This is a genomic window from Methylobacterium sp. PvP105 (genome assembly GCF_017876975.1).
Lineage (GTDB): Bacteria > Pseudomonadota > Alphaproteobacteria > Rhizobiales > Beijerinckiaceae > Methylobacterium > Methylobacterium radiotolerans.
The window spans coordinates 114,149-130,343 of sequence record NZ_JAGIPA010000005.1 but is presented as its reverse complement, the minus strand read 5'-3'; the positions used below and the strand labels follow the sequence as shown (position 1 = coordinate 130,343).

The following is a 16,195-nucleotide window of genomic DNA, read 5'->3' as shown; positions in this document are numbered from 1 at the left end:
GGGGTCACTCCTGGCGTTCCGGGTCAGGCGGGCGGGGACGGGTGCGCCGGGCGGCATCCCTCGCGAGGATGCCTTCTGCGGGCGCGCATTCCGTAGGAACACAACCTGCAAGGGCCGTTCCGCCCGGGCCGGTCACCGGGCCCGGACGGCCTCTTCGGCGCGCCGGCGCAGGGCCGCGCGGTCGATCTTGCCGGTCGAGGCGAGCGGCAGCGCCTCGACGAACCAGACCCGGCGCGGGTGCTGGTAGGCGGGCGCGTGTTCGAGCGCGTGCTCCTTGAGGGCGGCCTCGTCGACGGTGGTGCCGGGCCGGCGGACCGCGAAGGCGACGGGCTTGGTGCCCTTGATGGCGTCGTCCACGGGCACCACGCAGGCCTGGAGCACCGCGGGGTGGCGCTCCAAGACCAGCTCGACCTCGCCGGGGAAGATGTTCTCCCCGCCCGAGACGAACATGTCGTCGGTCCGGCCGAGGAAATAGTAGAACCCGTCCGCGTCGCGGCGGAAGACATCGCCGGTGTCGTAGAACCCGTCCGGGGTGATCGGCACGGGGACGTCCGGCCGGTTGTGGTAGCCCAGCATGATCGCGGGGCTGCGCATCTGCAGGACGCCGGTCTCCGGGGCGTCCGGTCCGACGAGGCGCACCGCGACCCGGGGGTGCGGCGCGCCGACGGAGGCGACCGGCGTGGGCAGGCCGTCCGGATGGTCGCCGAACACGACCGGGCCGCCCTCGGTGGTCCCGTAGGCGTTGAGGATGCGCGCGTTCGGCAGGAGGGCGCGGATCTGCCGGGCCAGGGCGTCGCTGACCGGCGCCGAGCCCATCCGCACCGTCCGCACGCGGGTGAGGTCGGCCTCCGCCAAGACATCCCGCTCCCGCAGCATCATGGCGATCATCGGCGGCACGGCGGTGAGCCACGTGCAGCTTTGGCGGTCGATCGCCGCGATGTAGGCCCGCGCCTCGAACTGCGGCAGCAGCACCATCGTGGCGCCGGCCGCGCAGACGAGGAGCGCCAGGGCCAGCGCGTTCATGTGGTAGAGGGGCGCCGCCACGAGCAGCCGTTCGTCGCGCAGGTCCGTGTCCGCGGCGCGGGTCCGGGCCACCCAGAGGTGGCTGGCATGGCTCAGCCGCACGCCCTTCGGCCGGCCCGTGGAGCCGGAGGTGTACAGGAACAGCGCCGCCTCGTCGGGCTCGGGCACAATCGGCGCGAAGGGCCCGGGATCGAGCCAGGCCGCGAAGCCCTCCGGTCCGTCATCGTCGAACCCGGCGACCCGGACCCCGGGGCCGAGCCCCGCCAGCACGTCCCGGCGCGGGCCGTCGCAGAGCACGAGCCGGGCCCCGCAATCGGCGAGCACGGCGGCGATCGTGGCCGGCGGAAACTTGTGGTTGACCGGGACCGGGACCACCCCGGCCCGCATCGCGCCGAGCAGGGCCGCGATCGTGTCGGGCCGGTTGGCCGCGAGGATCGCGAGCCGCGCGCCGCGGCCGATCCCGCCGCGCACGAGACCGCGCGCGAAGGCGTCGGCCCGGGCATCGAGGTCGGCGCGGGTCATCACCGTCGCCCCGACCCCGGGGTCGACGCCGATGATCAGCGGCCTGTCCGGCGACCCGGACCGGTCGACGAGATCGCCGAGATTGGTCGGACCCGTGGCCGCGCGCGTCATGGGGCCGCCCTGCACGGGAGACGGAGGTCGAAGGCCGGCAGCGTCAGCGTGGCCGCCTCCGGCCCGTGCCTGACCCAGGCCGCCTCCGGGAGCGCGACCGCGCGGGCCTCGAGGGCGTCGAGGCCGCGGAAGCGCAGGGTCAGGGCGGCGAAGCGGGCGGCCGGCCCCGGCACGATCGCGACCCGCGTCTCCCCGAGCCGCAGGGTCCAGCCATCGCCTGTGGCCTCGGCCGCGGTGCCTGTCGCGGCGGCGTAGAGAGCGGCGTCGGCCTCGGGCGCCGGGCTCTCGATCGTCAGCGCGTCGATGCCCGAGAAGCCGTTCGGATGGTCGAGCCATTCGGGGCGCCAGACCAGATCCGGGGTCCGGTGCTCGCAGTGGTAGAGGCGGCCCGCCGGGAACCGGTCGGCCGGCACCCGAACCGTGCGGAACCGGGCCGCCGCCTCGCGGCCGTCGACGGTGACCGGGCGCGAGAAGGCGACGGGCGGTCCGGCCGCCAGCCCCAGAGCGGCCAGCCGCGCCTGGGTCGCGTCGGCGTCCCGGCTCGCCACGACGAGCCCGTTCAGGCCGAACGGGCTGTCCAAGACGTCCTGCCGCTGCGGACCGGTGTCGGGCACGCCCACGAGTTCGAGGTACGGGCCCGCCGTCATCATTAGGTGGTTGATGGAGCCGAGCGAGTGGTGGCCGCGCGGCGTCAGGCGGAATCCGAGGGCGGCGAACAGGTCCGCCGCCTCGTCCATCCGCCGCAGCACGTTGATCACGACGTGGTCGAGGGCCCCGTCCGCCGGGGCGCCGGGGGCCTGCCCCATCATCTCGCCGGCGCCGTCATGTAGACGCCCCGGCCGCTCGCGAGCAGGCGCCCCGCGTCGTCGAGGATCTGCGCCTCGGCCACCGAGAGCTGGTTGCCGAACTTCACCACCGTGCCGCGGCAGGTGAGATCGCCCTGCATCGCGGCGCGGTGGTAGTCGACCCGCAGGTCCACCGTGGGGACGCCGCGGCCGGTCTTGGAGACCAGCGCCCAGTCGGCGGTGAGATCAACGAGCGTCGCCAGGATGCCGCCGTGGACGTAGCCGCGCTCGGCGTTGACGACCCATTCCGGCCGCCACGTCGCCTTCAGCTCGATCGTGCCCTCGCCGACGGCGACGACGGAGAGCCCGAGCCACTGGTGGAACGGGCCGCGCAGCAGCAGCGCCTCGACCTGCTCCTTGCTGAGGGGGGTGTCGGACATGGCTTCGGGATCTCCTTGGGCGAGGGCAGAGGCGACGACGCGCGCCGGACCGGCTCGGGCGGTGTCAGGGGGTGACGACGATCTTGCCCATGACCTCGCGGTCGCGGATCATCCGCAGGCCTTCGGCGGCCTCTTCGAGAGGCAGGATCTTGTCGATGGTCGGCTTCAGCGTGCCGGCCTGGATCATGTCCATCAGGGCCGACAGGTCGTCGTCGTAGAAGCTGTTCGAGCCGATCACCCTGAGCTCGAAGCTCCAGATGTAGCGGAGATCCTCCTTGGGATCGTGCCCCGCGGTCGCCCCGCAGACGAGCAGCGTCCCGCCGCGCTTCAGGCACTTGAGCGAGGGGACCCAGGTGTCGCCGCCGGTGAAGTTGATCACCACGTCGACGCCGCCCTCGTAGGTCCGGCGCTGCGGCTTGCCGTACTGCTGGATCGCCCACTTGGAGAAGTCGGTCTCGCGGTAGTTGACGACGTGGTCGGCCCCGAGCGCCTTGAGCGCCGCCATCTTCTCCGCGCTGCCAGCGCAGGCGATCACCTCGGCGCCGAGCTGCTTGGCCAGCATCACACAGCCCGTGCCGACGCCGCCGCTGGCACCCAGGATCAGGACCCTGTCGCCCGCCTTCACGGTGTTGTGGGTGATCAGCATGCGGTGGGCGGTGCCGTAGGCCACCGGCAGGGAGGCGGCGTCCGCGTAGCTCACGTCCGGCGGCATCGCGATCAGCTGGCTCGTCGAGACGCGGCAGTACTCGGCCATGCCGCCGTCGAGCATCTCGCCCATCAGGCCCTTGGCCTTGTTGAGCGGGTTGACCAGGACCCGGTCGCCGACGTGCCACTCGGCGACGCCCGCGCCGAGCTCGACGATCTGGCCGGCCATGTCGAGGCCGATGACCACCGGCATCGGCACCTTGATGCCGGGCATGCCCTTCACGGTGAACACGTCGTGGTAGTTGAACGAGGACGCGCCGACGCGGATCAGGACCTCGCCCGGGCCGGGCGACGGCTTCGGGTAGTCGTCGACCACTTTCAGCGTGTCGATGTCGCCGTGCGCCTCCAGCACGAGCGCCTTCATCGTCTGAGCCATCGTGGAAACCCTCTTCTGCAGGTCGGAAAGGCTACGGGATCGACTTCGACCGCTCGTAGGGGCCGGGAACCAGGGCCGTGTCGGGCAGGCTGCCCTGGACGGCGCCGACCGCCTTGAACACCTCGAACTCCCGCTTCAGCGAGGCGATGTCGGCGGGCTCCAGACTGACCGTGTAGATGCCGTCCCAGAGACCCGCGTAGGCGGCGGCGTCGGCGTCGCTCAGGTTCGCGGCCGCCGTCAGGATCTTGGCCACGCCCGGCTTGTCGGCCTGGCCGAAGGCGTAGGCCTTGCGCATCGCGGCCACGACCTTGGCGGGGGCGTCGGGGTTCTGCGTCATCCAGGCGTTGCGCATGAGGCCGACGCCGAGGACAGGCGGCGCGTCCTGCCGGGTGAGGCGCTTCCACTCCTCCCGGAAGGTGCCGAGGCGGCGCAGCTTCACGTCCGGCAGGAGCGCCAGGGTCACGGTGCGCAGGGCCGCGGCGTCGATGTCCTTCTGGACGAGGAATTGTGCCAGCCGGGAATCGTTGCCGGGCACGGCCTGGTAATCCGCGGGCTTGAGCCCGTGATTGGTCTCCAGGATCGCCGCCGCGATGGCGGCGGTGCCGCTGCCGGCCGGCGAGGTGCCGATCTTCTTGCCCCTGAGGTCGGCCATCGTCTTGATCGGCGAGTCCGCGGGGACCACGAAGTCGAGATCGGCCACCTGCGTCGCCAGGACGATGCTCATCGGCAGCCCGTCGGCGGTCACGCTCAGCGCCGTCCCCGCGCTCGCCGCGATCGCGAAATCGATGGCTCCGGCCGCCATGGCCTTGGTCGGCGCGTTCACGTCCGGGAACTTGACGTACTCGGCCGTCAGGCCCTCCTTCTCCATGAACTTTCCGGCCTCCAGCACGGCGCCGAAGCCGAGGCTGATGCCGGAACTCCAGTAGCCGATGCGCACCGTCTCGGCGCGCGCGAGGCCGGGCAGGCCGATCGCGCAGAGCGCGGCGGCGGCGAGGACGCGGATCCGGTTCAAGGCGATCTCCTGGACGGGGGATGGGAGGGCGTTCCGCGGGCGTGGCGCCGTGCGGTGGCCGTCATGGCCGCGTCGCCTTCTTCCAGGCGAACAGGCGCTGCTCGGCCGGCTTCAGGACGAGCGTCTCGAGGCCGATCATCAGGGCGACGAGGGTGAGGGTCCAGGCGAAGACCTGATCGGTCTGGACGAGGTCCGCCGCCTGCCGGAGGCGGTAGCCGATGCCGCTGCTCGCCCCGAGCGACTCCGCGACGAGGACGACCCGGGCCCCGAAGCCGATGGCGAGGCGCGCGCCCGAGAAGAAGGCCGGCAGGATCGTCGGCAGGTAGATCTTGGTCAGCACCTTGTGGCGCGGCATGCGGAAGGTGCGGGCGAGTTCGAGGTGCTCGGCGCTGACCGTGCGCGTGCCCTGCCAGACGTTGGTCAGGATCAGCGGCATCGCGGTCATGAACACCACGAAGATCGTGGTCCAGTTCGAGAGGCCGAACCAGATCAGCGCGAAGATCGCCCAGATCGCGGAGGAGACGGTGTTGGTCACCGTCAGCACCGGCTCGAAGAAGCGGCCGAGGCGGGGGCTGGCGCCGAGCAGCAGGCCGAGCGGCAGCCCCACGAGGGCCGCGAGGGCGAGGCCGGCGCCGATCCGGCCCAGGGTGATGCCGAGATCGGCGGCGAAGCTCGGCGTGGCGACGAGGCCGAGCCACGTGTGCCAGACCCGCGCGGGGCTCGGCAGGACGAAGCTCGGCGCGTGCAGCGATCCGAGCTGCCACGCCGCCAGCGCCAGGGCGAGGAGGGCGAGCCGCTGCAGCAGCACGCCCGCCCGGCGCCCGGCCCGGGACAACCGCGTCCGCCGGATCAGGCGTGGCGGGGTCTGCACTAGCATCGCGCGCTCGCGGCGGAGAGGCTGATGCGCAGGCGCCGGACTTCCTCGGCGACCTCCGGCGAGAGGGGGTCGCGGGGATACGGCAGATCGATCGACCGGACCGCGCCGATCCGGCCCGGCCGCGGGTGCAGGACGACCACTTGGCTCGCCAGCACCACCGCCTCCTCGACGTCGTGCGTGACGAAGACCAGGGTCATCGCCCGCAGCTCGGCGATGCGCAGCAGTTCCGCGTGCATCTGCGCGCGGATCTCGGGATCGAGCTTCGAGAACGGCTCGTCGAGGAGCAGGATCCTGGGCTCGGTGACGAGGCTGCGCGCGAGCGCCACCCGGCTGCGCATGCCCCCGGACAATTCGTGCGGGTAGGCGTCGCGGAAGGCCTCCAGCCCGACGAGCCGCAGGGTCTCGTCGACCCGCCGGACCCGCTCCGCCCGGCCCATGCGCCCGGCCTCGAGCCCGAAGGCGACGTTCTGGGCGGCCGTGCGCCAGGGGAGAAGCCGGTCCTCCTGGAACATGTAGGTCATGGCCCGCCAGTCGCGGAAGGCGTGCGACGGGATGCCGTTCAGGAGGACGGCGCCCCGGTCGGGCTCGACCAGCCCGGCGATCATGTTCAGGAGGGTGCTCTTGCCGCAGCCCGACGCCCCCAGGATCGCGACGATCGCGTGCTGCGGGATCGCGATGTCGACGGCGTCGAGGACGTGGAGCGGCCCGCCCTCGCGCCGGTCGAACCACTTGCTGACATGGTCGAGCTCGACGGCGTTCACGGCTCGCCCCCGTCGGCCCGGGATGGCCGCGCCGGCGCCACCACCGCGGTGTCGCGCAGGCTCGCGATGACCTTCTCCATCGTCATGGCCCGGAAGGTCTCGACGTGGCGGCGGGCCACCAGGGCGGCGCTGTCGGCATCCCCCGCCGCGAGATGCTCGATCATCGCCGTGTGGTCGTTCTCGATGTTCGGTCGCACCCCCTGCACGCCGAAGCCGAGGGCGACGAGGCGGGTCATCTCGTCGAGGAGGCCCGACAGCGTCCGGTACAGGCGCCCGTTCCCCGACGCGGCGGCGATCGCGAGGTGGAAGCCCCGGTTGGCCTCCAGGAAGAAGTCGATCTGATTGCCCATCTCCACCGTGATCTTGCGGCGGCAGGCCTGCTCCAGGCGCTCCAGATGCGCCCGGTTCACGCGGCCGGCGGCGCCCCTTGCCGCGAGGGGCTCGAGCTCCATCCGCAGCGCGAAGACCTCGTCGACGTCCTTCACGGTCACCGGGCTGACCCGGTAGCCGTGCCGCGGCATCGAGCTGACGAAGCCTTCCTGTGCCAGGCGCTGCAGCGCGATCCGGCAGCTCGCCTTGCCGATCTCGAAACGCTCCATCACCTCGGCCTCGGTGAAGCGCGTACCGGGCAGGAGGCGGCAGGCGACGATCTCGCGCCGCATCAGGTCGTAGGCTTGGTTCCCCTTGCGCGTGGCGTCGGGGACGGCGAGCACCGTCGCGGTCGGGCGATCGAGCCGGGACCTGTCATCGCGTGTCGTCATCGCACCTCGCTGTCTGGGCATTGAGGCTCCCACAGCATGCTGTGAGCTGCTCACCGCACGCAGAACATGTGCCAACCCCGCGCTGAACCCGTTCGCGCGCGGCGCGCATCGGCGCGCGGAACGGTGCTCGGAGCCGGCATTCAGCACGCGCTGGGAAGCTCAGACGCGCCGCGTGATCAGATCAGCGTGCGCTGTGGGCATCCCATGCCGTATTTATGCGCAACGCCCCCGCGTTCTGTAAATGGAATACGCGTCCAATTTTCCCGAAGAGGTTGGAATAATGGGCTTTTCAACGCGGTCGGATGCAGAACAATCTGTGTTTTCTTTGAGCAGACGGTGCGTGCTCGAGGCCGCGCCGGCGCGCCTCACAGGATGTCGGGCTGATCTCTCCGGTGCTCGTGCCCCGCGATAACGCGGCGCAGGAGCCGGGTCAGGGTGTCCTGCTCCGCCGGCGTGAGGGCGTCGACGGTCAGCGCGTGAGCGGCCCGCGCCGCCGGCTCCATCGCTCCGTGGAGCGCGGCGCCCGCCTCCGTCAAACGGCAGACCTGCGCGCGGCGGTCGAGCGGCGACGTCGTGCGGCTCACGAGGCCGCGGGCCGCGAGGCGCTTCAGGGCGCCGGTCGTCGTCGTGCGGTCGAGGGCGACCGCGCTCGCGAGCGTCGTCTGATCGGCCTCCTCCAGGTCCCGCAGCAGCGAGAGCAGGCTGTACTGGAGCGGGGTGACGCGGAACGCGGCACAGCGTTCGGCGAAGAGGCTGACGTGGATCTGGTGCATGCGGCGAGCGAGGAAGCCCGGGCGCTCGGCCAGGGGCCAGTGCCGCGCGTCCGCCGCCCCCGCCGCCGCCGCTTCCGCCTCTGCCGCCCCCGCCGCGGAACCGGCAACCGGGACCTCATCCATCGTCCGCCTCCGCAGAACGGTTCCAGCCTTGGCACGCCACGTGCAACGCCGAAATACGAAGCATGCTTCGCTTTTGGCAAGGGCGAGGCCGGCGCGCGCCGGCCGGGACCACGAGGTCGAAATGGACAATCGCCGCTATGATCTGGTTCTGCGGGGCGGGCGGGTCATCTGCCCGGCCTCCGGCATCGACGGCATCCGCGACGTGGCGGTGCAGGACGGGCGCATCGCCGCCGTGGCGGAGACGATCCTGCCCTCGGCCGCCGCCGAGGTGGTCGACGTCGCGGGCAAGCTCGTCCTGCCCGGCATGATCGACACCCACGCGCACGTCTACCAGTACGTCACCGGCCGGTTCGGCCTGAATCCCGACATGGTCGGCGTGCGCTCGGGCGTCACCACGGTGGTGGACCAGGGCGGCCCGTCCTGCATGACCCTGCCGGGCTTCCGCCACTTCATCGCCGAGCGGTCCGAGACGCAGGTGCTCGCCTTTCTGTCGGCCTACCTCGTGGGCGGCCTGGAGGGGCATTTCTACCCGAACCTCTACAGCCCGGACGGCGTCGATATCGACGCCACGGTGAAGTCGGCGACCGAGAACCGCGACCTCGTGCGCGGCATCAAGGGCCACGCCGAGATCGGCGGTTTCGCCCGCTGGGGCATCAAGGTGATGGAGATGGCGGCCGAGATCAGCCGTCGCGCCGACATGCCGCTCTACGTGCATTTCGGCCAGCTCTGGGGCCTGCCGGAATCGGGCGCCAACGGCGAGGATGCCGACACCATCGTCGAGCGGGTCATCCCGCTGCTGCGGCCGGGCGACGTGCTGGCCCACCCCTTCACCCGCCATCCGGGCGGCTTCATCAACGAGCAGGGCGAGGTCCACCACATCATCCGCCGGGCCATGGAGGCCGGGCTGAAGGTCGACGTCGGCCACGGCAGCCACTTCTCCTACCGCGTGGCGCGGGCCTCCCTGCCGGCCGGCGTGATCCCCTACACGCTGGGCGCCGACATGCACGGCTACAACACCGAGATCCCCGAGGTGAAGAAGCCCGCCGGCACACCGGACGAGCACCACGACGACGAGAACCACCCCTTCCTCGGGCAGGCCCGGTTCAGCCTCACCCAGGCGATGAGCTCGATGATGGCGCTCGGCATCCCGCTGGAGGACGTGGTGCCGATGGTGACGTCGCACCCGGCCGAGATGCTGCGCATGAGCGACCGGATCGGTGCCCTCAAGGTCGGCTACGCGGCCGACGTCTCGGTGCTGCATGATGACCGCGGCCGCTTCCTGCTGCGCGACAACGAGGACACGCGGGTGATCGCCGACCGCCTGCTGCGCCCGGCCTTCTGCCTGCGCGCGGGGAAGCGCTTCGAGGCCGACTCGCCGATCCTGCCCCAGGCGATCGCGGCCTGAGGTGGCTCCGGTGCCCGCCTTCGTCCTCGACGACCCGACCCCGCCGGACCCGCGCCGCCGCTGGGACAGCCTGGACTTCGCGGCCCGGGGCGCCTGCTACGACAACAACGCGGGCGTGCCCGACAGCGCCGCGCAGGTCGCGGCCCGCAACGCCGCCTCGGCCGTGTACCGGGCCGCCCATCCCGCCGGGCTCGACATCCCCTATGCCGCAGGCGAACGCACGGCCTTCGACCTCTACCCTGCGGCGGACGCGCAGGCCCCCTGCCTCGTCTTCGTCCACGGCGGCTACTGGCAGCGCAACGCCCGGGCCGACTTCGCGTGCTTCGCGGAGGGGATGAACGCGGCCGGCTGGTCGGTGGCGATGCCGGGCTACACCCTGGCGCCCGAGGCGCGCCTCGCCGGCATCGTCGCCGAGATCGGGGCCGCCCTCGACTGGCTCGCCGACCATGGCGCGGCGCGCGGGATCGGCGGGCCGATCGTCCTGGCGGGCTGGTCCGCGGGCGCGCAGCTCGCCGCGCTCCATCTCGGGCATGCCGCCGTGTCCGCGGTCCTGGCGATCTCCGGCGTCTACGACCTCGCGCCGATCCGCGAGACCTACCTGAACGAGAAGCTCGGGCTGAGCGACGTCGAGATCGAGACCCTGTCGCCCCTGCGGCTGCCGGTCACGCCCAAGCCCATGACGGTCGCCTACGGCAGCCGGGAGCTGCCCGCCCTCGTTCGCGACGCGCGCAACCTCCACGCCCTGCGCAGCGCCGCCCACGCGCCGGGCGCGCTGCTGCCGGTGCCGGGCGCCGACCACTTCTCGATCCTCGACGGGTTCCGCCGGCCCGAGGGCCTCCTGGTCCGCGCCGCGCAGGATCTTCTCGGAGGCATCCGATGAGCCGCGAGGGCGTCGGGGCGCCCCTACCCCGCAAGGAGGACGACCGCCTGATGCGCGGGCGCGGCCAGTATGTCGGCGATCTCCGGCTGCCGGGGATGCAGGACGTCGCATTCGTGCGCAGCCCGCTGGCCCATGCCCGCATCCGCGCCGTCCACGTCCCGGAGGCCTATCGCGACCGCGTGTTCATCGCCGCCGATCTCGACGGCGTGCTGCCGATCCGCGCCGTCTCGGGGCTGCCGGGCTTCAAGGTCTCCGAGCAGCCGGTGCTGGCCACCGGCAAGGTCCGGCAAGTGGGTGAGCTCGTCGCGATGTGCGTCGCGCCGACCCGCGCCGAGGCCGAGGACATCGCCGCCGCCGTGGTGCTCGACCTGGAGGAATTGCCCGCCGTCCACGACATGCTGGCCGCGCGCGCGCCGGGCTCCGCCCTCGTCCACGAGCACTGGGGTGACAACGTCTTCCTGGAGACCCTGGTCGACGTCGGCATCGAGAGCGCCCTCGACGCGCCGATCAGGGTCAGCCGCACCATCTCGACGGGGCGCCAGTGCATGGCGCCGATCGAGGGCCGCGGCACCGTGGTGCAGCTCGATCACCGCCTCGACCAGCTCGTCGTCCACACCGCGAGCCAGATGCCGCACATCGTGCGCAACGGCCTCTCCGAATGCCTCGGGATCGAGCAGGGACGCATCCGCATCGTCTCGCCGGATGTCGGCGGCGGGTTCGGCTACAAGGCGATCCTGCTCGCCGAGGACGTGGCGCTGGCGTGGCTCGCCCTCCGCTGCGGCCACCCGGTCCGCTGGCTGGAGGACCGGCGCGAGCACCTGACCGCCAACGCCAATTGCCGCGAGCACCATTACCGCATCACCGCCTACGCGGAGCGGGACGGAAGGCTGCGCGGCATCGACTGCGAGGCCACCGTCGATTCCGGCGCCTACTCGGCCTACCCCTTCTCGGCCTGCCTGGAGGCCGCGCAGGTCGCCAGCATCCTGCCGGGTCCCTACGACTTCCCGGCCTATCGCTGCCGCACGTGGTCGGTGGCGACCAACAAGTGCCCGATCCTGCCCTACCGGGGCGTCGCGCGCACCGGCGTCTGCTTCGCGCTGGAACTGGTGCTCGACGCCGTCGCCCGCGCGGCCGGGATCCCGCCCGAGGCGGTGCGCGAGAGGAACCTCGTGCGGCCCGAGCAGATGCCGTTCGAGAACATCACGAAGAAGCATTTCGACAGCGGCGACTACCCGGAGGCCCTCGCCCGGGCGCTGAAGGCGATCGACGTGGAGGCGGTCCGCGCCCGCCAGCGTCAGGTCGAGCCGGACGGGCGCCGGATCGGCCTCGGCCTCGCGATCTACTGCGAGCAGGCGGCGCACGGCACCTCGGTCTATTCCGGCTGGGGCATCCCGATGGTGCCCGGCCACGAGCAGGCTAGCGCCCGCCTGACCCCGGACGGCGGCCTGGAGCTGCGGATCGGGGCCCATTCCCACGGCCAGGGCTTGGAGACGACCCTCGCGCAGGTCGCCCACGAGATCCTGGGCGTCCCGGTGGCGCGCACCCGCCTCGTCCACGGCGACACCGCGATGACCCCCTATTCCACCGGCTCCTGGGGCTCCCGCGTCATGGTGATGGCCGGCGGCGCGGTGGCGGCGGCCTGCGAGGAGCTGCGCGCGCGCGCGATCCGGATCGGCGCCCACCTGCTCCAGGCGAGGCCCGACGAGTGCCGGTTCGAGGGCGGCCACGTCGTCGGCCCCACCGGCGACGTGCCGCTGGAGGCGATCGCCCGCACCTGGTACCGGCGCCCGCAGGATCTCGCGCCCGACACCGATCCGGGCGGGCTCGAAGTCACCGCCGGCTACAAGCCGGTGCGCGATTCCGGCACCTTCTCGTACGCGGCGCACGCGGCCGTGGTGGCGGTCGATCCCGATCTCGGGGCGGTGGAGATCCTCGACTACGTCATCGTCGAGGACGGCGGCACGCTGGTGAACCCCCTCGTGGTCGACGGCCAGATCTACGGCGGCCTCGCGCAGGGCATCGGTACGGCCCTGTTCGAGGAGATGCGCTTCGACGGCCGCGGCCAGCCGCTGGCCTCGACGTTGGCCGACTATCTCCTGCCCGGCGCCGCCGATGTGCCGATGGCGCGCATCGACCACATGGAGACGCCCTCGCCCTACACGCGCTTCGGCCAGAAGGGCATCGGCGAGGGTGGCGCCATCGCGCCCCCGGCGGCGCTCGCCAACGCGGTCAACGACGCGCTGGCGCCGCTCGGTGTCGAGCTGCTGCATTCGCCCATCACCCCCCGGCGGATCGTGGAGGCGGTGCTCGCCGCCGGGACCCCCGCCGTGACCGCGCGGGAGGCCGCATGAAGCCCGCCGCCTTCTCCTGGGAGCGCCCCGACAGCCTGCCCGCGCTGCTGGCGCGCCTCGCCGAGGCTCCCGCCGGCGTGAAGCTGATCGCGGGTGGCCAGTCCCTAGGGCCGATGCTGAACCTGCGCCTCGTCGAGCCCGTCCTGATCCTCGACATCACCGGCGTGCCCGAGCTCCGGACCGCGCGGGTCGAGGGCGACACCCTCGTCCTCGGGGCCTGCGTGACCCATGCCGACATCGAGGACGGGCGCGTCCCGGACCTCACCGGCGGCGCGCTGCGGCGGGTCGCCGCCGCGATCGCCTACCGGCCGGTCCGCAACCGCGGCACGATCGGCGGCAGCCTCGTCCACGCCGACCCGGCCGCCGACTGGGTGAGCGCCCTGACCGCCCTCGGCGCCGAGGTCGAGATCGCGGGGCGCAACGGCCGCCGCACTCTGCCGGTCGAGCGCTTCGTGACCGGCGCCCTCGCGGTCGCCCTCGGCGCGGACGAGATCCTGGTCGCGGTGCGCGTGCCGGCGCTGCCGGCAGGCGCGGCCTGGGGCTACGTCAAGCACTGCGCGAAGATCGGCGAGTTCGCCCACGCCATCGGGGCGGTGCGGCTCGAACCCGGCGCGGGCCGGGGCCGGGCCGTGATCGGCGCGGTCGAGGGGCCGCCCGTGCTCCTGGCCGATGCCCGACCTCTCTTCGGCGGCCGTATCGGCCCCGACTTCGCCGCGCGCTTCGACCCCCGGGCCGCCGACCAGGCCTTGCGGGACGCCGGGATGGCCGACGCGGTCGAGCGGCACATCCACGTCACCGTCCTGGGCCGCGCGGTGGCCGCGGCGGCCGAGCCCGATCCCCGATCCAATACCCTTCCGGAGGCCGCATGAGCGCCGCGCTGGCCGAACCCGGGCCGTCCCGCATGGCCGTCGCGCTGACGGTCAACGGCCGCGCCGTGCGCGTCGCGGCCGAGCCGCGCAGCCATCTCGGCGACGTGCTGCGCGACGGGCTCGACCTGACCGGCACGCATCTGGGCTGCGAGCACGGCGTCTGCGGCGCCTGCACGATCCTGCTCGACGGCGAGCCGGCCCGCGCCTGTCTGACCTTCGCGGGCGCCTGCGCGGGCGCCGCGATCACCACGATCGAGGGTCTCGATACGGACGCGATCGCGGGCGAGCTGCGGGCCGCCTTCAACCGCGAGCACGCGCTCCAGTGCGGCTACTGCACGCCCGGGATGCTGGTGGCGGCCCGCGATCTGGTCCTCCGGCTGCCCGAGGCCGACGAGCGGCGGATCCGCGCCGGCCTGTCGGGCAATCTCTGCCGCTGCACCGGCTATGCCGGCATCGTCCGGGCCGTGATGGCGGTCATCGCGGCGCGGCGGGCGCGCGGCATCCCCCCGGAGACCGGCGCGGCGCGCGCCCTCGGCCCGGTCGGTGCCCGGGTCGGCGGCGCGACGGTCGCGCCCCTGGATCCGCCGGCGAACCGGATCGCCCCGGCGGCACCCGCGGCGGTTGCGGACCTGTCCGACGCGTTCGTCCCGGCCCACAGCTTCACGCAGGTGCTCGACCTCGCCCACCCGCCGGAGGCCGTCTTCGCGCTGCTGGGCGACATCGCAGCGGTCGCCGCCTGCCTGCCGGGCGCCGTGCTGACGGCGCAGCCCACCCCTGACACGGTGGAGGGTGGACTGCAGGTGCGGATCGGGCCGATCGCCGCGACGTTCCGCGGCCGTGCCCGCCTCGCGCGCGACGAGGCCGCGCGGACCGGCGCGGTCCACGGGGCCGGCAGCGACGCGGGCGGCCGCTCGGCGACCGAGGGCCGGATCCGCTACCGGGTCGAGGTCGGGCCGACGCCCGGCACCGCCCGGGTCGCGCTCGACGTCGGCTACACCCTGACCGGGCCGCTGGCGCAGTTCGGCCGCCCCGGCCTCGTGCGCGACCTCGCCGGCCGCATCGCGGCGGAGTTCTGCCGCAACCTCGATGCCCGGCTCTCGGGCGTCGCGGCGCCGGCGCCCGCCCGCCTCGACCCGCTCCGCCTGATACTCGGCCTCGCCCGCGCGCGCCTCGCGGCGTGGTTCGGCCGCGCCTGATCCCCTCCCGCCTCAATCCACCGGAGACACGCGAATGCTTGGCAGGTTCACCCTCACCACCGCGATCCTGCTGGCGCTGACGGCGACGGGCGCCCGGGCGGACGCGATCCGCATCGGCGTCAACGAGCCCCTGACCGGACCGTTCGCGGCGTCCGGCACCTACGTGGTGAACGGCGCCAAGATCGCCGCCGACGAGATCAACGCCAAGGGCGGCGTTCTCGGCAAGAAACTGGAACTCGTGATCGAGGACAACAAGAGCAACCCGACCGAGGCCGCCGCGGTCGCCGAGAAGCTGATCACCAGCGACAAGACTCCGGTGATGATGGGGGCCTGGGGCTCCAGCCTGACGCTCGCGGTCATGCCCAAGCTCGCGGATTACGAGACGCCGATGCTGGTCGAGACCTCCTCGTCCGGCAAGATCACGACCTCCGGCAATCCCTACGTGTTCCGGATCTCGCCGCCCTCGTCGCTCGAGGCCGAGACCTTCGCGCCGATGGTTGCGCGCCTGGGGCTGAAGAAGGTCGACTTCCTGGTCCTCAACAACGATTTCGGCCGCGGTGCCGCGACCGACTTCGGCAAGATGCTCAAGGACAAGGGCGTCGCGGTCGGCCTCGTCGAGACCATGGACCAGGGCGCGCAGGACATGAGCGCCCAACTCGCCAAGCTGAAGGCGTCGGATTCCGACACGATCATGATCACGAGCTCCGTCGATCAGCTCGTGCTCCTGTTCAAGCAGATGGCGGCGCTCGGCCTGAAGAAGCGGGTGATCACCACCGGCGGCTCCCAGAACCCGGACCAGATCATCGCCCAGGCCGGCGCGGCGGCCGACGGCACGATGCACCTCACGACCTTCCTGCCCTGGTCGCCCGACAAGACGCCGGACCCGAAGGCCACAGAGGCCTTCATCGGCGCCTGGAAGAAGCGCGGCTTCGACTTCGCGGGCGTCACCGAGAGCTTCCGCGGCTACGACGGCATCCGCGCGATCGCCCACGCCATCGAGAAGGCGGGCTCGGCCGATCCGGCCGCGATCACCAAGGCCTTCTGGTCGGTCGACTTCGTCGGGCTCAACGGCCCGATCCGCTTCGCCAAGGCCGGCCCCGCCGGGAAGGAGAGCGGCCAGAGCAAGCCCGACGTCTACCTCATCGAGATCAAGGACGGGAAAGTGATCGTGCCGGCGCTGTGAGCGCCCCGGACCGGCGGCCTGACGCCGGTCCCTTCGCCCGTC

At 72.7% G+C, this 16,195-nt stretch carries 15 protein-coding genes; 6 read left to right on the top strand and 9 right to left on the bottom strand.

Going from position 1 to position 16,195, the window contains the following annotated elements; genetic code table 11:
* Positions 1 to 132: 132 nt before the first annotated feature.
* The 9 genes from J3A75_RS34220 to J3A75_RS34180 all read right to left on the bottom strand — a co-directional run bounded on the left by J3A75_RS34220 (position 133) and on the right by J3A75_RS34180 (position 8,269).
* Positions 133 to 1,656, bottom strand: a complete 1,524-nt coding sequence (locus J3A75_RS34220; protein WP_053621002.1) for a class I adenylate-forming enzyme family protein — start codon at positions 1,654 to 1,656, stop codon at positions 133 to 135.
* Positions 1,653 to 2,465, bottom strand: a complete 813-nt coding sequence (locus J3A75_RS34215) for a VOC family protein (RefSeq protein ID WP_209651243.1) — start codon at positions 2,463 to 2,465, stop codon at positions 1,653 to 1,655. Before J3A75_RS34215 ends, J3A75_RS34220 begins: the two co-directional genes overlap by 4 nt.
* Positions 2,462 to 2,881: a PaaI family thioesterase gene (locus J3A75_RS34210; protein WP_012329557.1), complete on the bottom strand. Its 420-nt coding sequence runs from the start codon at positions 2,879 to 2,881 to the stop codon at positions 2,462 to 2,464. Before J3A75_RS34210 ends, J3A75_RS34215 begins: the two co-directional genes overlap by 4 nt.
* A gap of 64 nt (positions 2,882 to 2,945) precedes the next feature.
* Complete coding sequence (locus tag J3A75_RS34205; RefSeq protein ID WP_029358139.1) at positions 2,946 to 3,962, bottom strand: zinc-binding dehydrogenase; 1,017 nt, start codon at positions 3,960 to 3,962, stop codon at positions 2,946 to 2,948.
* Between the two features lie 31 nt (positions 3,963 to 3,993).
* Positions 3,994 to 4,974 (bottom strand): ABC transporter substrate-binding protein, encoded by a 981-nt coding sequence (locus J3A75_RS34200; RefSeq protein ID WP_053620969.1) that lies wholly within the window; start codon positions 4,972 to 4,974, stop codon positions 3,994 to 3,996.
* A gap of 61 nt (positions 4,975 to 5,035) precedes the next feature.
* Positions 5,036 to 5,851: an ABC transporter permease gene (locus J3A75_RS34195; RefSeq protein ID WP_209651242.1), complete on the bottom strand. Its 816-nt coding sequence runs from the start codon at positions 5,849 to 5,851 to the stop codon at positions 5,036 to 5,038.
* On the bottom strand, positions 5,845 to 6,612 hold the full coding sequence (locus J3A75_RS34190; RefSeq protein WP_058606951.1) for an ABC transporter ATP-binding protein: 768 nt from the start codon (positions 6,610 to 6,612) through the stop codon (positions 5,845 to 5,847). Before J3A75_RS34190 ends, J3A75_RS34195 begins: the two co-directional genes overlap by 7 nt.
* Positions 6,609 to 7,373 (bottom strand): GntR family transcriptional regulator, encoded by a 765-nt coding sequence (locus tag J3A75_RS34185; RefSeq protein ID WP_012329562.1) that lies wholly within the window; start codon positions 7,371 to 7,373, stop codon positions 6,609 to 6,611. Before J3A75_RS34185 ends, J3A75_RS34190 begins: the two co-directional genes overlap by 4 nt.
* A 365-nt stretch (positions 7,374 to 7,738) precedes the next feature.
* Positions 7,739 to 8,269 (bottom strand): MarR family winged helix-turn-helix transcriptional regulator, encoded by a 531-nt coding sequence (locus J3A75_RS34180; RefSeq protein ID WP_012329563.1) that lies wholly within the window; start codon positions 8,267 to 8,269, stop codon positions 7,739 to 7,741.
* Between the two features lie 121 nt (positions 8,270 to 8,390).
* Here J3A75_RS34180 and J3A75_RS34175 point away from each other — a divergent pair, with 121 nt between their 5' ends.
* Genes J3A75_RS34175 through J3A75_RS34150 form a run of 6 tightly spaced genes read left to right on the top strand, consistent with a single transcriptional unit; the run spans position 8,391 to position 16,153 of the window.
* Positions 8,391 to 9,674, top strand: coding sequence for an amidohydrolase/deacetylase family metallohydrolase (locus tag J3A75_RS34175; protein WP_024827374.1), 1,284 nt, complete (start codon positions 8,391 to 8,393; stop codon positions 9,672 to 9,674).
* Between the two features lie 10 nt (positions 9,675 to 9,684).
* Positions 9,685 to 10,554: an alpha/beta hydrolase gene (locus J3A75_RS34170; protein WP_209651241.1), complete on the top strand. Its 870-nt coding sequence runs from the start codon at positions 9,685 to 9,687 to the stop codon at positions 10,552 to 10,554.
* Complete coding sequence (locus J3A75_RS34165) at positions 10,551 to 12,905, top strand: xanthine dehydrogenase family protein molybdopterin-binding subunit (RefSeq protein ID WP_209651240.1); 2,355 nt, start codon at positions 10,551 to 10,553, stop codon at positions 12,903 to 12,905. Before J3A75_RS34170 ends, J3A75_RS34165 begins: the two co-directional genes overlap by 4 nt.
* Complete coding sequence (locus J3A75_RS34160) at positions 12,902 to 13,774, top strand: FAD binding domain-containing protein (RefSeq protein ID WP_029358126.1); 873 nt, start codon at positions 12,902 to 12,904, stop codon at positions 13,772 to 13,774. The genes J3A75_RS34165 and J3A75_RS34160 overlap by 4 nt, the downstream gene beginning before the upstream one ends.
* A complete protein-coding gene (locus J3A75_RS34155) occupies positions 13,771 to 14,970 on the top strand; it encodes a 2Fe-2S iron-sulfur cluster-binding protein (protein ID WP_209651239.1) in 1,200 nt (399 codons plus the stop codon). Before J3A75_RS34160 ends, J3A75_RS34155 begins: the two co-directional genes overlap by 4 nt.
* 34 nt (positions 14,971 to 15,004) lie before the next feature.
* The gene (locus tag J3A75_RS34150; RefSeq protein WP_024827369.1) at positions 15,005 to 16,153 is read left to right on the top strand and encodes an ABC transporter substrate-binding protein; all 1,149 of its coding nucleotides are present in this window, start codon (positions 15,005 to 15,007) and stop codon (positions 16,151 to 16,153) included.
* The last annotated feature ends 42 nt before the right edge of the window (positions 16,154 to 16,195 follow it).